Here is a 15,018-nt window from a genome sequence, read left to right as displayed (position 1 = left end):
ATCTTTACCAACCGAAAAATTTCTGGTGAATTTTTCGCTGAGCCATGCAAGGATGCACGCAGCCAGGCCTCCGGGGGGAGGTCGGTGGTTCCGCAGACATGCCTGAAAAAGGCTTGCGGGAGGACCCCAAACAAATAGCAACAACAGGGCTGCAAACTCATGAAAAAATCCCTTCTCACCCTCCTTGCCGTGGCAGCGATGTCGACGACGGCGCTTGCCGCCGACATCAAGCCGGCTCTCGTTTACGGCACCGGCGGGAAGTTCGATAAGTCCTTCAACGAAGCTGCCTTTAACGGCGCTGAAAAGTTCAAGAAGGAAACCGGCATCGCCTACCGCGATTTCGAGCCGACCGGCGACACCCAGGGCGAGCAGGCCATCCGCAACTTCGCAAGCCGCGGCTTCAACCCGGTCGTTGCCGTTTCCTTCGCCTGGACCTCGGCTGTCGAGAAGGTTGCCGCTGAATTCCCGGACACCAAGTTCATCATCGTTGACTCCGTCGTCGACAAGCCGAACGTCCGTTCCGTCCTCTACAAGGAAGAGGAAGGCTCCTATCTCGTCGGCGTTCTCGCCGGCATGGCGTCCAAGACCGGCAAGGTCGGTTTCGTCGGCGGCATGGACATTCCGCTGATCCGCAAGTTCGAGTGCGGCTATGAGCAGGGCGCACGCGCCGTCAAGGCCGACGTCGAAGTCTTCCAGAACATGACCGGCACGACCGGTGCTGCCTGGAACGACCCGGTTCGCGGCGGCGAGCTCGCCAAGAACCAGATCGACCAGGGCGCAGACGTTGTTTACGCAGCAGCCGGTGCGACCGGTCTCGGTGTTCTGCAGACGGCAGCCGACAACAAGAAGCTGTCGATCGGCGTCGATTCCAACCAGAACCACCTGCATCCGGGTTCCGTTCTGACCTCGATGGTCAAGCGCGTCGATCTCGCCGTCTACAACGCCTATAACGACACCAAGAACGACAAGTTCACGGCTGGCGTCCAGTCTCTCGGCGTCAAGGAAGACGGCGTTGCCGCCGCGATGGACGAGAACAACAAGTCGCTGATCACGCCGGAAATGCAGGCCGCCGTCGACAAGGCCAGGGCCGACATCATTGCTGGCACCGTCAAGGTCCACGATTACACCACGGACAACGCCTGCCCGAAGTGAGTCGTAACTGAGATCGGGCGTATGGCGGACAAGGATTTTCGCCATACGCCCTTTTCTTATTTGGAGCCTGCTGTGACAGACCAGCCTGCTATCGAACTTGTCGGCATCGACAAGAAATTCGGCGCCGTTCACGCCAACAAGGACATCAACCTGACCGTCGCCAAGGGCTCGATCCATGGCATTATCGGGGAAAACGGCGCTGGTAAATCGACCCTGATGTCCATCATCTACGGTTTTTACCAGGCCGACAGCGGCGAGATCCGCGTCAACGGCCAGCCCATCACCATCAGGGACAGCCAGGCGGCGATCGCAGCCGGCATCGGCATGGTGCACCAGCATTTCATGCTGGTCGATAATTTCACCGTCCTCGAAAACATCATGCTCGGTGCCGAAGGCGGCGCGCTGCTGGCGAAGGGCGTTGCTTCTGCCCGCGCCGAACTCAAGCGGCTGGAAACCGAGTACGGCCTGGAGGTCAATCCGGACGCGCTGATCGAGCAGCTCCCGGTCGGCCTGCAGCAGCGTGTGGAAATCCTGAAAGCCATGTATCGCGGCGCCGAGATCCTGATCCTCGATGAGCCGACGGGCGTGCTGACCCCGGCCGAGGCCGATCACCTGTTCCGCATCCTTGGCGTGCTGCGCGACGAGGGCAAGACCGTTGTCCTCATCACCCACAAGCTGCGCGAGATCATGGCGATCACCGACACTGTCTCCGTCATGCGCCGCGGCGAGATGGTCGCCACCCGCAAGACCAGCGAGACCACGGTCGAAGAGCTTGCCGAACTCATGGTCGGCCGCCGTGTTCTGCTGCGCGTCCAGAAGGGCGAGGCAAAGCCTGCCGATGTCATGCTTTCCGTCCGCAACCTGACGGTCAAGGACAACAGAGGCGTGACGATGGTCGATAACGTCTCCTTCGATGTCCGCGCCGGCGAGATCGTCGGCATTGCCGGTGTCGCCGGCAACGGCCAGTCGGAACTGCTGGAAGCGATTGCCGGCATCCGCAAGCCGGCCTCCGGCGAGATCCTGCTCGACGGCCAGACCATCGACAAGGCCGATCCGGCGCGCCTGCGTGAGCTCGGCCTCGCGCATATCCCCGAAGACCGCCACCACATGGGCCTGGTCCTGAAATTCGAGGAATATGAAAATGCTGTGCTCGGTTATCACCGCCGGCCGGCCTACAGCCGTGGCCCGCTGCTCGATCTCGAAGCCATCCGTAAGGATGCCATGGAGAAGATCGAGAAATACGACATCCGCCCGCCGAACCCGCGCCTGAAGACGGCGAATTTCTCCGGCGGCAACCAGCAGAAGATCGTCGTCGCCCGCGAGATCGAGCGCGATCCGAAAATGCTGATCATCGGCCAGCCGACCCGCGGTGTCGATATCGGCGCCATCGAATTCATCCATCGCCGGATTATCGAGATGCGCGATGCGGGCAAGGCCATCCTGCTCGTATCGGTCGAACTCGACGAAATCCGTGCCCTTTCAGACCGTATCCTTGTCATGTTTGCCGGCCACGTCGTCGGCGAGAAGACGCCCGATGCCGGTGAACAGACCCTCGGCCTGATGATGGCCGGCATTGCCGCGTGAGGCCTCGATGAGCACTGCTTCCGTAACACTACCGAGATGGATCAATTACGGTCTGATCCCTCTCTTGAATCTGATCGTCGCCTTCCTGATCTCCGGCTTCGTCGTCTGGCTGATCGGCGAAAGCCCGCTGGCCGCGCTGTCGCTGCTGATCGAAGGTGCCTTCGGCAGCGGTGAGGGCATAGGCTTCACGCTCTATTACGCGACGAGCTTCATCTTCACCGGCCTTTCGGTCGCCGTCGCCATCCATGCCGGCCTCTTTAATATCGGCTCGGAAGGCCAGGCCTATATTGGCGGCCTTGGCTGTGCGCTGGTGGCGCTGGCGCTCGACAATTATGTGCCCTGGTATGTGACGATGCCGATCGCCGTTATCGGCGCCGGCCTTTTCGGCGCTGCCTGGGCCTTCATTCCCGCCTTCCTGCAGGCCAAGCGCGGCAGCCACATCGTCATCACGACGATCATGTTCAACTATATCGCAGCCGCCCTCATGGTCTATCTGCTGGTGCATGTGCTGATCGTGCCGGGCAAGATGGCACCGGAAACCCGCACCTTCCTCGAAGGCGGACAGCTTCCGAAGCTCGGCTGGGTCATGACCATGTTCGGAGCCAAGCTCGGTGCGGCCCCGTTCAACGTCTCCTTCATCATCGCGTTGTTCGCCGCCTGGTTCGTCTGGGTGCTGGTCTGGCGCAGCAAGCTCGGCTTTGACATGCGCACGCTGGGCATCAGCCCGACAGCTGCCGCCTATGCCGGCACGCCCCATGCGCGCACCATCATCATCGCCATGCTGCTGTCAGGCGCTCTCGCCGGCATGATGGCGCTGAACCCGGTCATGGGCTCGTCGGCTCGCCTGCAGGTGGAGTTCGTCGGCGGCGCAGGCTTCGTCGGCATCGCCGTATCGCTGATGGGACGAAACCACCCGCTCGGTATCATCTTCGCCGCGATCCTCTTCGGCGTCCTTTATCAGGGCGGCGACTGGATCTCCTTCGAAATGCCCAACATCACCCGCGAGATGATTCTTGTCATTCAGGGTCTGGTGATCCTGTTTGCCGGCGCGCTGGAATATATGTTCCGCCCGGCGATGGCGCTCATCTACCAGCAGTTCAAGCGAGCCTGAGGAACAGACGATGGAATATTATGAAATTTTCATCAATGTTCTGAGCTCGACGATCCGGCTCTCCATTCCGCTGATCTTTACCGCACTTGCCGGCCTGTTTTCCGAACGCGCCGGCATTTTCGACATCGGCCTCGAAGGCAAGATGCTGGGCTCGGCCTTTGCCGCCGCCTGCATCGCCTATCTCACCGGCTCGGCCTGGGCCGGCCTTGGCGCCGGCGTGGTCTGCTCGGTGGCGTTGAGCCTCGTGCACGGCTTTGCTTCGATCACCAATCGCGGCAACCAGATCATCTCGGGCGTGGCCATCAACTTCTTCATCGCCGGTATCACCATCGTGCTCGGCCAGGCCTGGTTCGGGCAGGGCGGCCGCACGCCGCAACTGGCACCCGACGCCCGTTTCGCGCCGATCATACTCCCCGGTGCCGATGCCATCCGTGAGGTGCCGATCATCGGCCCGCTCTATGCCGGCGTGATCTCCGGCAACAATATCCTCACCTACCTTGCCTTCCTCGCCGTGCCCTTCTCCTGGTGGGTGCTCTACCGCACGCGTTTTGGCCTGCGCCTTCGCGCCGTCGGCGAAAATCCGGGTGCGGTCGATACGGCAGGCATTTCGGTCTCCTGGCTGCGTTACCGCGCCGTCATGTGCGCCGGCATCCTCTGCGGCTTTGCCGGCACCTATCTGGCGATCGCCCAATCGGCTGCCTTCATCAAGGACATGTCGGCAGGCAAGGGCTATATCGCGCTCGCCGCTCTCGTCTTCGCCAAGTGGAGGCCGGTGCCTGTCATGTTCGCCTGCCTGCTGTTCGGCTTCCTCGATGCGCTGGCGAATTTCATGCAGGGCAAACAGGTGCCGCTGATCGGTGAAGTACCGGTACAGGTTTTCCAGGCTCTGCCCTATATCCTGACCTGTGTTCTGCTCGCCGGCTTCATCGGCGTTGCAATACCGCCGAAGGCCGGCGGCGTGCCCTATACGAAGGAGCGTTGATATGTCTCACGACCTGTTCGAAGCCGCCCGCGGCGCCATGGCCTTCGCGCATGCTCCTTATTCCAAGTTTCCCGTCGGCGCGGCAATCCGCGCCGAGGATGGCAAAGTCTATACCGGCGCCAATATCGAAAACCTCTCCTTCCCGCAGGGCTGGTGCGCAGAGCCGACGGCAATCAGCGCCATGATCATGGGTGGCGCCAAGAAGATCGTCGAAATGGCCGTCATCGCCGAAAAACTGCCGCTCTGCCCGCCTTGCGGCGGCTGCCGGCAGAAGATCTCGGAATTCGCCTCGAAGGACACGAAGATCTATCTCTGCGATGAAGCCGGTGTGAAGAAGACCATGACCATGGAAGAGCTTCTTCCCTTCAGCTTCGAGACGGAACTCGGATGATCGCGACCATCGATCTGCTCGCGGCTCTGCTCGGCGGGCTCAAACCGCGCTACGGCATCGTGCTCGGCTCCGGCCTCGGCTCTCTGGTCAGTGAGCTCACCGATGTCGTGCGTATTCCCTATAAGGATCTGCCGGGTTTTCCGGTCAGCGCCGTCTCCGGTCATGCCGGAGAGGTCGTCGCCGGCCATCTCGGTTCGGTGCCGGTCATCATGCTCTCCGGCCGTGTCCACTATTATGAAAAGGGTGATGCCAACGCCATGCGGCTGCCGATCGAGGTCCTGCAGGCGCTCGGCGTCGAGGCCCTGGTTCTCACCAATTCGGCGGGTTCGCTGAAAGAGGATATACCGCCCGGTTCGGTCATGCAGATTGCCGATCACATCAATTATTCCGGCATGAATCCGCTGATCGGGCAACAGAGCGACCACCGTTTCGTCGGCATGACCAATGCTTATGACGCCGAGCTTTCGGCTGCCATGCAGAAGGCTGCCAGGACACTCGATATCCCGCTCGCAAGCGGCGTCTATATCTGGTTCTCGGGCCCGAGTTTCGAGACGCCGGCCGAAATCCGCATGGCCCGCATTCTCGGCGCCGATGCAGTCGGCATGTCGACCGTGCCTGAAGTCATCATCGCAAGAATGCTGGGGCTGAGGGTTGCCGCCGCCTCCGTAATCACCAACTATGGGGCTGGCATGACCGGAAACGAGCTCAGCCACGAAGAAACCAAGGATATGGCGCCGGTCGGCGGTGCCCGTCTTGCCGCTATACTCAAAGAAATGATTGCCGGAAACTGATTGCCGGTGGAGGAAGCGAATATGAATAGCCATTCCAGCCGCGAAACGGCTGCTGTCGCCCTTTCCCTTCTCGATCTTACCAATCTGAAGGACGACTGCACCCAGGAGCAGATCGATACGCTTTGCGCCCGCGCGCAGACACCCTATGGCAGCAGCGCTGCAATCTGCATCTGGCCGCGTTTCGTCGCCCATGCCCGCATCGTGCTCGGCAAGGGCCACCCGGTCCGTATCGCGACCGTCGTCAATTTTCCCTCCGGCGACATGGAAATCGCTGATGTCGCCGCCGAAACGCGCGAGGCGATCGCCGATGGCGCCGATGAGATCGATCTCGTCATCCCCTATCGCAAGCTGATGGCAGGCAACGAGAAGGCCGTTACCGATATGGTCGCGGCCGTGCGCGCCGAGTGCGTTGCACCCGTGCTCCTGAAGGTCATCATCGAGACCGGCGAGCTGAAGGATGCCGCCCTCATCCGCCGTGCCTCGGAACTGGCGATCGAAGCGGGCGCCGATTTCATCAAGACCTCTACCGGCAAAGTTGCCGTCAACGCGACGCTGGAAGCAGCCGACATCATGATCCGCGCGATCAGAGAGAGCGGCCGCAAGGTGGGTTTCAAGCCGGCCGGCGGCATATCGACCGTTGCGGATGCCGCCCTTTATCTGAGCCTTGCGGAAACCATCATGACGCCGGACTGGGCGATGCCCTCCACGTTCCGTTTCGGTGCCTCCGGCCTGCTCGACAATATCCTCTCCGTGCTTGGTGGCACGGAGCCGAAGCCGGCGGCGGCCGCTTCGAGCTATTGAGATGATCCCGCAGGAGATTATCCGCCAGAAGCGCAACGGCGCCGAACTGCCGAGCGATGATATCGACGCTTTTATCGCAGCCCTGGCTGCCGGCAATCTGTCGGAAGGCCAGATCGGCGCCTTTGCCATGGCGGTCTGGTTCAAGGGCATGTCACGCACCGAGACCGTCGCGCTGACGCTTGCCATGGCGCGCTCCGGCGACATGCTCTCCTGGGAGGGCATCGATCGGCCAGTCGCGGACAAGCATTCGACCGGGGGAGTGGGCGACAACGTCTCGCTGATGCTTGCCCCGATCGCTGCCGCTTGCGGTCTGGCCGTGCCGATGATTTCCGGCCGCGGCCTCGGTCATACCGGGGGAACGCTGGACAAGCTCGAATCCATTCCAGGCTATACGATCAATCCGGATGCCACTCTCTTCCGCAAAGTGGTGAAGGAGGTCGGCTGCGCCATCATCGGTCCGACGGGTGCCTTGGCGCCGGCCGATGGCCGGCTCTATGCCGTGCGCGATGTGACGGCCACCGTCGATTCCATCCCGCTGATAACAGCCTCGATCCTGTCGAAGAAGCTTGCCGCCGGCCTTCAGACATTGGTGCTCGATGTCAAAACCGGCAACGGCGCTTTCATGGCCGATCCGGAGCAGGCAATCGTGCTGGCGCATTCGCTGGTCGAAGTCGCAAATGGCGCGGGCGTGAAGACATCTGCGCTGATCACGGACATGAACCAGCCGCTTGCCGATAGCGCCGGCAATGCCGTGGAAGTGCGCAACTGCCTTGATTTTCTGGCAGGTCGAAAGACCGGTACGCGCCTTGAAACTGTGGTGCTTGCCTTTGCCGCCGAGATGCTCGTGCAGTCGGGTATTGCGGGCTCGCTTATGGAGGCGGAGGGCAGGGCACAGGATGCTCTCTCTTCCGGCAAGGCTGCGGAGATCTTCGCGCGCATGGTGCATATGCTCGGCGGCCCGGCCGATCTTCTGGAACGGCCGGATGCCTATCTGCGCAAGGCACCGATAGAGTGGCCTGTTCCGGCATCGCGCACCGGCTGGCTCGCGGCCTGCGACGCCCGCGATGTGGGCGTGAGCGTGATCGACCTTGGCGGCGGGCGACGCCATCCGGCTGACAGGATCGACCACAGCGTCGGCTTCACGGGTCTGCTGCCGCTTGGAACACGCGTGAATGAGGGCGATCCGATAGCGCTCGTTCACGCTGCCGACGAAGCTTCGGCCGAAAGGGCCGTCGTCGCACTTGCCGCAAACTATCGCATTGCAGACGAGAAGCCGGAGCTTCCCCCAGTTATCGCCGGCCGTATCTGATGGAGTTTACTGCTTGAGGCTGAGTGAGCCGTCGGCGACGGAGTAGGAGGCAAGCTTCTGCAGGAAGCTCATGCCAACAAGCGTGCCGCTCAGCGCCTCGTCTTTCAGCACGAAGGCTTCGACGCTGCGAACGCGAATGCCGCCGATTTCCACGCGGTCGAGCATCACATGCGCCGCCTTGGTCTGGCCGTTCGCCGTATTGACCGCATAGCGGAAATCGAGCTGGTTGCCGGAAAAGCCGAGCCTGCGAGCGAGGCTTTCGTTCAGCGCGACATAGGTGGCGCCGGTATCAATCAGCCCCTGTACCGGTTTGCCGTTGATCCTGAAATTGCCGGTATAGTGGCCCTGAGCATCGGCTTGCAGGCGGATCATGCCGCCATCGGCGATCGTGGCCGACGTATCGGGTGCACTATCTTCGGTCGAGACGAAATTTGCGGAGATCGTATTGCCGGGCTGCTGCGTCGTGCGGGTGAGCAGAGAAGGCACTTGTGTCGCCAGCGCAGCCGCGATGCTGGCAAATATGACGGTACGCATGAGCATGAAACAGAAATCCTTCCTGTATAAACCCCGCCTCATGCGGGACCTCACGCTTCAAGCAGCTAAGCCATAAGTGCTGAAAAGTTGCTAACGGCGACACAAAAAAGGCCCGGAACGAACCGCCGGGCCTTGGAAGGTTTTCGAATTGGTAAAGGAAGCTGAAACTATTTGGTGCCGTACATCCGGTCGCCGGCATCGCCGAGACCGGGCACGATATAGCCCTTCTCGTTCAGATGGCTGTCGATCGCCGCCGTGAAGACCGGAACGTCGGGGTGGGCGGTACGGAAGTTCTTGATACCCTCGGGAGCGGCCAGCAGGCAGAGGAAGCGGATATTGTGTGCTCCGCGCTCCTTCAGCTTGTCGATGGCCGCAATCGAGGAGTTGCCGGTCGCAAGCATCGGGTCGACCACGATGATCAGGCGCTCGGCGACATCCTCGGGCGCCTTGAAGTAATATTCGACCGGCTGCAGCGTTTCATGGTCGCGATAGACGCCGATATGGGAAACACGGGCGGACGGCACGAGATCGAGCATGCCTTCGAGAAGACCGTTGCCGGCGCGCAGGATGGAGGCGAAAACCAGCTTCTTGCCTTCGAGGATCGGCGACTGCATTTGCTGGATCGGCGTTTCGATCGTCTCCATCGTCAGCTCCAGATCGCGGGTGACCTCATAACAAAGCAATGTCGAGATTTCGCGCAACAGCCGGCGGAAGCTGCCTGTCGAGGTTTCCTTGCGCCGCATGATGGTGAGTTTGTGCTGCACGAGCGGGTGATCGATGACTGTGACGCCGTCCATAGGGAAACCTTCCAATTCTTTGTTCTTATCGGCTGTTTCTTTCATGGAAATCGTCTCCTCTGCAAGAGCGGAGGCGAATTTGCCTGGAGCATTAACAATCTCGCGCCACTAAAGCATGTCGCGCAAAAGTGCGCCGCGGTTTTGCGATAACGGCATGCGAAAATAAAAGTCTAAAGCGTGGTAAGCGAATCCGATAGATCGCGGCACGCTTTAGAGCCGGGCAAGCAACGCCTTGCGTGTCTCATCATCGACGAAGGCAGCCTCGATGGCCGTGCGCGTCATCGCATTAATTTCGGCGTCGCTGAAGCCGAAGGTTTCCGAGGCAAGCTCGTATTCCCGCTTGAGCGACGTGTGGAAGAAGGGGGGATCATCGGAGCTGATCGTCACGTTCACGCCGGCATCCCGCAGTTGACGGAGCGGGTGCGAGACGAAATCCGGAAAAACCTTGAGCGCGATATTCGAGCCGGGGCAGACCTCCAGTACCGTGCCGAGGTCTGCAAGCCGTTTGACGAGGTCGGCATCCTCGATTGCCCGCACACCGTGGCCGATACGCGAAGGGCGCACCTCATCCAATGCGTCCGAAACGCTGAAGGCGCCGCAAACTTCACCGGCATGGATGGTAAGGCCGAGCCCTGCATCGCGGGCGATGTCGAAGGCGCGCGCATAGTCGGCAACGCGACCCATCCGCTCCTCGCCGGCGAGATTGAAGCCGGTGATCAGCGGATTATTGGCCTTCGCCGCATATTCCGCAGCGCCGATCACGCTTTCCGGACCGAAATGTCGTTCCCCGGTCACGATCAGCCGGGCCTCCATGCCGGTTTTTGCCTTCGCCCGGCGGATGCCTTCGCAAACACCGGATATATAGGCGTCCGCACCGAGGCCGATGCGCTTGCCGTGGTCGGGTGAAACGATGAGCTCGCTGTAGATCGTACCGATGCCGGCAAGTTCTTCCAGATAGGTTTCCGTCAGCAGCGCGTAGTCTTCCTCGGTCTTGTAGACCTCGGAAACCTTGTCGTAACATTCCAGAAAGCTCGCGAAATCATGCCAGACATAGGCGCCGCCCTGCAGATGGGCGCTGATGTCGATGTTGTATTTGCGCGCCTGAGCCTCGGTCAGATCAGGGGGAGCAGCACCCTCCAGATGGCAGTGCAGCTCGACCTTCCTCAAATGCGATGTCACAGAAAACTCCTCCCATACTGTCCCGAGGGAATACCGAGATGCCGCGCAATGCTCTCGCCGATATCGGCATAGGTCCGGCGCACGCCGACCGAACGTGACCTGATGCCGGGACCGTAGGCGATAACAGGCACGCGCTCGCGCGTATGGTCGGTGCCGCGCCAGGTCGGGTCGCAGCCGTGATCGGCGGTCAGGATCACGAGGTCGCCGGCCCGCAGCTTCCGGTGAACTTCAGTAAGGCGCTCGTCGAAGGCTTCAAGGGCAGCTGCATAACCCGGCACGTCGCGGCGATGGCCGTACAGCATGTCGAAATCGACAAAATTGGTGAAGACAAGATCGCCATCCTCCGCTTCGTCTATCGCAGCAAGGGAGGCATCCATCAGTGCATCGTTGCCATTAGCCTTGATGACCCGTGAAACGCCATGATGGGCGAAGATATCGCCGATCTTGCCGATGGCGTGCACATTGCGGCCATGCTGGACGAGCCGGTCGAGCAGCGTCGGTTCTGGCGGCGGCACCGAGAAATCGCGACGGTTGCCCGTTCTCTGGAAGGTCGCGGCGCTTTGGCCAATGAAGGGGCGCGCGATGACGCGGCCAATATTATAGGGATCGAGAAGGCTGCGGGCGATCTGGCAGAAGGTGAGCAGGCGGTCGAGGCCGAAATAGACCTCATGAGCCGCCACCTGGAACACGGAATCCGAGGAAGTGTAGCAGATCGGCTTGCCGCTGCGCATATGCTCTTCACCGTAACGGGCGATGATCTCCGTTCCCGAGGCATGGCAGTTGCCGAGAATGCCGGGCACATCCGCTGCGCGGCAGAGCGCGTCGATCAGTTCCTGCGGAAAGGCATCGCCTTCGCTCGGAAAATAGCCCCAGTCGAAGGTAACAGGCGTTCCGGCGATTTCCCAGTGACCTGATGGCGTGTCCTTGCCGCGCGAAGTTTCGTTGGCAGCGCCGTAGATGCCGTAGATCTTGTCCGGCAACGGCATGCCGGCCGGAAACTGGCCGGAAGCCGCCCGCGCAATATGCAGCAGCCCGAGCGCCGACATGTTCGGGAGTGCGAGGGGACCGGAGCGCAGACCGGCTCGGTCGGCAGCACCCGCCGCACAGAATTCGGCGATATGGCCGAGCGTGTCGGCGCCTTCATCGCCATAGGCTGCCGCATCCGGTGCTCCGCCGACACCGAAGGAATCCAGAACGAAGAGAAAGGCACGCGCCATTTTTCACCCGTATTATCTGCTGTCGCCAGCGTATAGCTGGAACGATCCGACTACAGCGCCGCGCGTCTTTTCGGACGCGCAAAGGACGCTGTAGCACTTTAAATTGCTGCATAATTTTATCCTTAAATCGATTCCGATTTAAGGAATTATGCAGTAGCGCACAGCCATATAATGACGGGAACGGCTTGGCAAATTTGCGGTGTGGAACTTAAAGTTTGGCAGGCGGATCCGAAGGATCGCGACACGCTTCAGCAGTCGCCGCAGGGAATATTGTCGTTTTGCCGCTGGCGATAGAAATAGCTGCGGCTGATCGTGATGGTGCGCGTCTCCGCCGGCAAGAAGCTGGGAGCAAAGACGAGCAGCGTATAGGGCGTGCTGAGCTCGGTGCGGATAAGGAAGCTGTTTGCTTTCTTCATTTCCGTCGGCACATCTGAAACCGCGCTGTTCTTGGCATAGGGTGCTGCACCGCTTGGGGCCCAGGACCAAAGAACCGTGGGATTGGCGCTGCCGTCGATCTGGATTGCCGTGACCTTCAATGAGAGACCGGAACTGTCATAAGGCGCGAAGATCGCCGGGGCAGCTTTGGCGATATCTGTGAGCGAGCTTTTGGTGACGCTCTGCTGCTGGGTAATGATGTCGGCGATCGAGCCGGCGGCACGTGTCGTGCGCTTGCTGACGTTGAGCCCGAGCGTGATCTCGAATGCGCCGAGATAGAGCATGATCAGAACCGGGAAGATGATCGCAAACTCGATGGCGCCCACGCCCTTCCGGTCGCGTACAAAGCGCCGCGCCGTCGAAGCCAGCCAGATCAGGGGTCCGCGGCGTGCCATCATGGATACTGCTCGTTCTGGAAGGCTACCGTGGCGACGATCAGATATTCGCTCGGCATGGAACTGCCGACTGGGCGAAGGCCGGTGACATAAGGACGGACGAGATCGACGATGATGGACCAGCGGTAATAGGCCCGCACCATGTTGATCGAACCGGGGCCGCCGGGCGTGAACTTGAAGTCTGAAATCTTTAGATCGGAATATTTATCTGAAGACACTCGGGGGATCGTCGTCGGGATCGAGGCAAAGGTCGTGAAGCTCCGCACGTCCAGATAGAGCTTGCCAGGTGTCGCCGCCTCCGTCGCCGAGCAGCGGATGATGATCGAGATCTCGTCGCAGAAAGCCTGCCGGAACTGTGTCTGTGTCTTGTAGGTCGTACGGGTGGAATCGAATGTGATCTGCCCTGTCCGCATCTGACGGCTCATCGTATCGACGGCGCTCGAGACGAGTTGTTCCGCCGCAAAGGCGATGAAGGTTTCCAGGATGGCGAATATGATGATGAAATAGGGAATGGCCAGCAATGCGAATTCGATCGCGGCAGAGCCATCACGCGAGCGTGCCAGGGCGCGAAGTCTGGATAAACGGAGGGACGCACGCACCTTGCCCGTCTCCTGCTCACTGATCGCCATGGTCTGGCCCCGAAAATGTTCTTCGGGCGCCACACTAAGGCGCGTTCGTTGATTTTCCGTTTCAGGCCGGAGCAGCTATTTTAACGAACAGGTGTGAGCTGGGCGTAATTAGCTAGTTTCCGGAAGCCGCTTCACCTTGCTGTGAATGCTGCTCGCAATTGGGCGTGCAGGAAAGAACCGAGCGCTCCGTCTGGCGATAGACGCGCACTGTATTGCCTTCATCGATGGAGACGAGAATGCGGTCGTCCAGAATGGCGTTGCCGTCGCCATCGAGCAGCACGATATTGGTCGTGCCGAAGCTCCGGCCCGTCAACACGATCGTCTTGGAGTCGGCGACGGTCGCATCGGCAACCTTGGAATTGCCGACGATGACCTTGCTGACCGGCCGGTCGAGTTTCAGGACGCGTGCGTGATCCATATAGACGCGCAGCATGTCTTCCTGGGCGGAGGCCGCGGATGCCGTAAGAGCCGAAATCACCCAGGCAAAGAAAACGGTCTTGCCGTTCGATGGCATTTTGGCCCTCTTTCACGATCGTAATGCTAATTGCAGATAGAATGGAAAAAAATGGTGAACGAAGCTTTAAGCTCTCCATGCCATGTTCATGAGTGAAACGCCCGGGATTGTTTCGGTACGCTTCGATGAGGCATGAAATCGACGGGCAGCAAAAATTCGTGCCATTTCTGGATGCTTGAAAGCTATTGTTCCACTTGCTTCCAGAAATTCCTTAGAAATGCAAGCAATGCGGTAAGGAGTTGCTTACCCTGGCTGGGTCGGTTGTCTCGTTTACACCTTGTTAATGCATTTCATTAAGTCGATGGAAACGGCCATTCGCTAGGTTGCAGCCATCCGATCAACGGCAACAGTTGGCGGACGTGCTGAACATCAACTGGAGTTAGGAGTAACCATGACCAAGCTTTTTAGCCGTTTTCTGAAGGATGAATCCGGCGCGACCGCAATCGAATACGGCCTGATCGCCGCTCTGATTTCCGTAGCCCTCGTTGCTGGTGCCACTACGCTCGGCGGCAAGCTGAACTCTACGTTCGCCGAGCTGGGCAACAAGCTGGACGACGCTGTGAAGTAATAACTATTACTGGAGCACAGCTCTGGTTTAGAAAAGGTCAGGCTCACGAGCGAAACGCCGTGAGCCTATTTGTCTTAGGCAGATGAGAACTTGGGCAGGTGAGAGGATGATCGTAGCCGCAATCCTTCTGGTTTTTCCGCTCTGCCTTGCTTTTGCTGCCATATCCGATCTGTTGACGATGACGATTCCGAACAGGGTATCGTTGATAATGGTGCTTTCATTCGTAGTGTTGGCGCCTTTAAGTGGCTTGTCTCTTCCGGCAATCGGAATGCACGCACTTGGCGCCGCGATCGTGTTCGGCATTTGTTTTGCCCTCTTTGCGCTGAATGTGATGGGCGGTGGAGACGCGAAACTCTTGAGCGCGGCCGCGATCTGGTTCGGGTACGATCCCGCTCTGCTGTCTTTTCTAGTTTATGTCAGTGTCATCGGCGGCCTGGTGACGTTGGCAATCCTGTTGATCCGCTCGCAGGCAAATACGATATTGGCGATCGGCCTGCCCATTCCCAATTCGCTCCTGCTCGCCAAGAAAATTCCCTATGGTATCGCCATTGCGATCGGCGGCTTCCTGGCCTTCCCATCCTCGCCGCTCTTCATTGCCGCGCTGGAAAGCCTGAAATGACGGCATTTTA

At 60.0% G+C, this 15,018-nt stretch carries 17 protein-coding genes; 10 read left to right on the top strand and 7 right to left on the bottom strand.

The window, feature by feature from the left end; all coding sequences use genetic code 11:
* Positions 1–159 precede the first annotated feature (159 nt).
* The 8 genes from AC1DTN_RS15665 (at position 160) to deoA (ending at position 8,121) form a co-directional block, all read left to right on the top strand.
* The gene (locus AC1DTN_RS15665; protein WP_113320553.1) at positions 160–1,152 is read left to right on the top strand and encodes a BMP family lipoprotein; all 993 of its coding nucleotides are present in this window, start codon (positions 160–162) and stop codon (positions 1,150–1,152) included.
* A 72-nt stretch (positions 1,153–1,224) separates the two neighbouring features.
* The gene (locus AC1DTN_RS15660; protein WP_113320585.1) at positions 1,225–2,736 is read left to right on the top strand and encodes an ABC transporter ATP-binding protein; all 1,512 of its coding nucleotides are present in this window, start codon (positions 1,225–1,227) and stop codon (positions 2,734–2,736) included.
* 7 nt (positions 2,737–2,743) lie between these two features.
* Entirely contained in the window at positions 2,744–3,847 is a 1,104-nt protein-coding gene (locus tag AC1DTN_RS15655) for an ABC transporter permease (RefSeq protein WP_310379775.1), read from the top strand.
* 10 nt (positions 3,848–3,857) lie between these two features.
* Positions 3,858–4,829, top strand: a complete 972-nt coding sequence (locus tag AC1DTN_RS15650) for an ABC transporter permease (protein WP_113320555.1) — start codon at positions 3,858–3,860, stop codon at positions 4,827–4,829.
* Between the two features lies 1 nt (position 4,830).
* On the top strand, positions 4,831–5,220 hold the full coding sequence (locus AC1DTN_RS15645; protein WP_113181347.1) for a cytidine deaminase: 390 nt from the start codon (positions 4,831–4,833) through the stop codon (positions 5,218–5,220).
* Positions 5,217–6,011: a purine-nucleoside phosphorylase gene (locus AC1DTN_RS15640; RefSeq protein WP_477921633.1), complete on the top strand. Its 795-nt coding sequence runs from the start codon at positions 5,217–5,219 to the stop codon at positions 6,009–6,011. Before AC1DTN_RS15645 ends, AC1DTN_RS15640 begins: the two co-directional genes overlap by 4 nt.
* Before the next feature lie 21 nt (positions 6,012–6,032).
* Positions 6,033–6,812, top strand: a complete 780-nt coding sequence (gene deoC / locus AC1DTN_RS15635) for a deoxyribose-phosphate aldolase (RefSeq protein ID WP_477921631.1) — start codon at positions 6,033–6,035, stop codon at positions 6,810–6,812.
* 1 nt (position 6,813) lies between these two features.
* Positions 6,814–8,121, top strand: a complete 1,308-nt coding sequence (deoA, locus tag AC1DTN_RS15630; RefSeq protein WP_477921630.1) for a thymidine phosphorylase — start codon at positions 6,814–6,816, stop codon at positions 8,119–8,121.
* A gap of 6 nt (positions 8,122–8,127) precedes the next feature.
* Here deoA and AC1DTN_RS15625 read toward each other — a convergent pair whose 3' ends face one another.
* The 7 genes from AC1DTN_RS15625 to AC1DTN_RS15595 form a co-directional block, all read right to left on the bottom strand.
* Positions 8,128–8,697 carry a TIGR02281 family clan AA aspartic protease gene (locus AC1DTN_RS15625; protein WP_310379766.1) on the bottom strand — a complete coding sequence of 190 codons (570 nt, stop codon included), beginning with the start codon at positions 8,695–8,697 and terminating at the stop codon, positions 8,128–8,130.
* 125 nt (positions 8,698–8,822) lie between these two features.
* Positions 8,823–9,452, bottom strand: a complete 630-nt coding sequence (gene upp, locus AC1DTN_RS15620; protein ID WP_183887651.1) for a uracil phosphoribosyltransferase — start codon at positions 9,450–9,452, stop codon at positions 8,823–8,825.
* Between the two features lie 210 nt (positions 9,453–9,662).
* Positions 9,663–10,631: an adenosine deaminase gene (locus AC1DTN_RS15615; RefSeq protein WP_477921629.1), complete on the bottom strand. Its 969-nt coding sequence runs from the start codon at positions 10,629–10,631 to the stop codon at positions 9,663–9,665.
* Positions 10,628–11,848 (bottom strand): phosphopentomutase, encoded by a 1,221-nt coding sequence (locus AC1DTN_RS15610; protein ID WP_477921628.1) that lies wholly within the window; start codon positions 11,846–11,848, stop codon positions 10,628–10,630. The genes AC1DTN_RS15615 and AC1DTN_RS15610 overlap by 4 nt, the downstream gene beginning before the upstream one ends.
* Positions 11,849–12,096: 248 nt before the next feature.
* Positions 12,097–12,678: a TadE/TadG family type IV pilus assembly protein gene (locus AC1DTN_RS15605; RefSeq protein ID WP_477921761.1), complete on the bottom strand. Its 582-nt coding sequence runs from the start codon at positions 12,676–12,678 to the stop codon at positions 12,097–12,099.
* Positions 12,678–13,307 carry a TadE/TadG family type IV pilus assembly protein gene (locus AC1DTN_RS15600; RefSeq protein ID WP_477921626.1) on the bottom strand — a complete coding sequence of 210 codons (630 nt, stop codon included), beginning with the start codon at positions 13,305–13,307 and terminating at the stop codon, positions 12,678–12,680. The genes AC1DTN_RS15605 and AC1DTN_RS15600 overlap by 1 nt, the downstream gene beginning before the upstream one ends.
* Positions 13,308–13,419: 112 nt before the next feature.
* Complete coding sequence (locus AC1DTN_RS15595; RefSeq protein WP_477921625.1) at positions 13,420–13,821, bottom strand: pilus assembly protein N-terminal domain-containing protein; 402 nt, start codon at positions 13,819–13,821, stop codon at positions 13,420–13,422.
* Positions 13,822–14,212: 391 nt separating this feature from the next.
* On the opposite strand from AC1DTN_RS15595, the gene AC1DTN_RS15590 reads away from it, so the two are divergent.
* Together AC1DTN_RS15590 and AC1DTN_RS15585 are read left to right on the top strand one after the other, a co-directional pair.
* The gene (locus tag AC1DTN_RS15590; protein ID WP_477921624.1) at positions 14,213–14,389 is read left to right on the top strand and encodes a Flp family type IVb pilin; all 177 of its coding nucleotides are present in this window, start codon (positions 14,213–14,215) and stop codon (positions 14,387–14,389) included.
* Positions 14,390–14,495: 106 nt separating this feature from the next.
* Complete coding sequence (locus AC1DTN_RS15585) at positions 14,496–15,008, top strand: A24 family peptidase (RefSeq protein WP_477921622.1); 513 nt, start codon at positions 14,496–14,498, stop codon at positions 15,006–15,008.
* Positions 15,009–15,018: the final 10 nt, after the last annotated feature.

Source organism: Rhizobium sp. 01T444, assembly GCF_056398305.1.
Note: the sequence above shows the minus strand (reverse complement) of the source record. Positions and strands in the feature narration are given on the sequence as shown.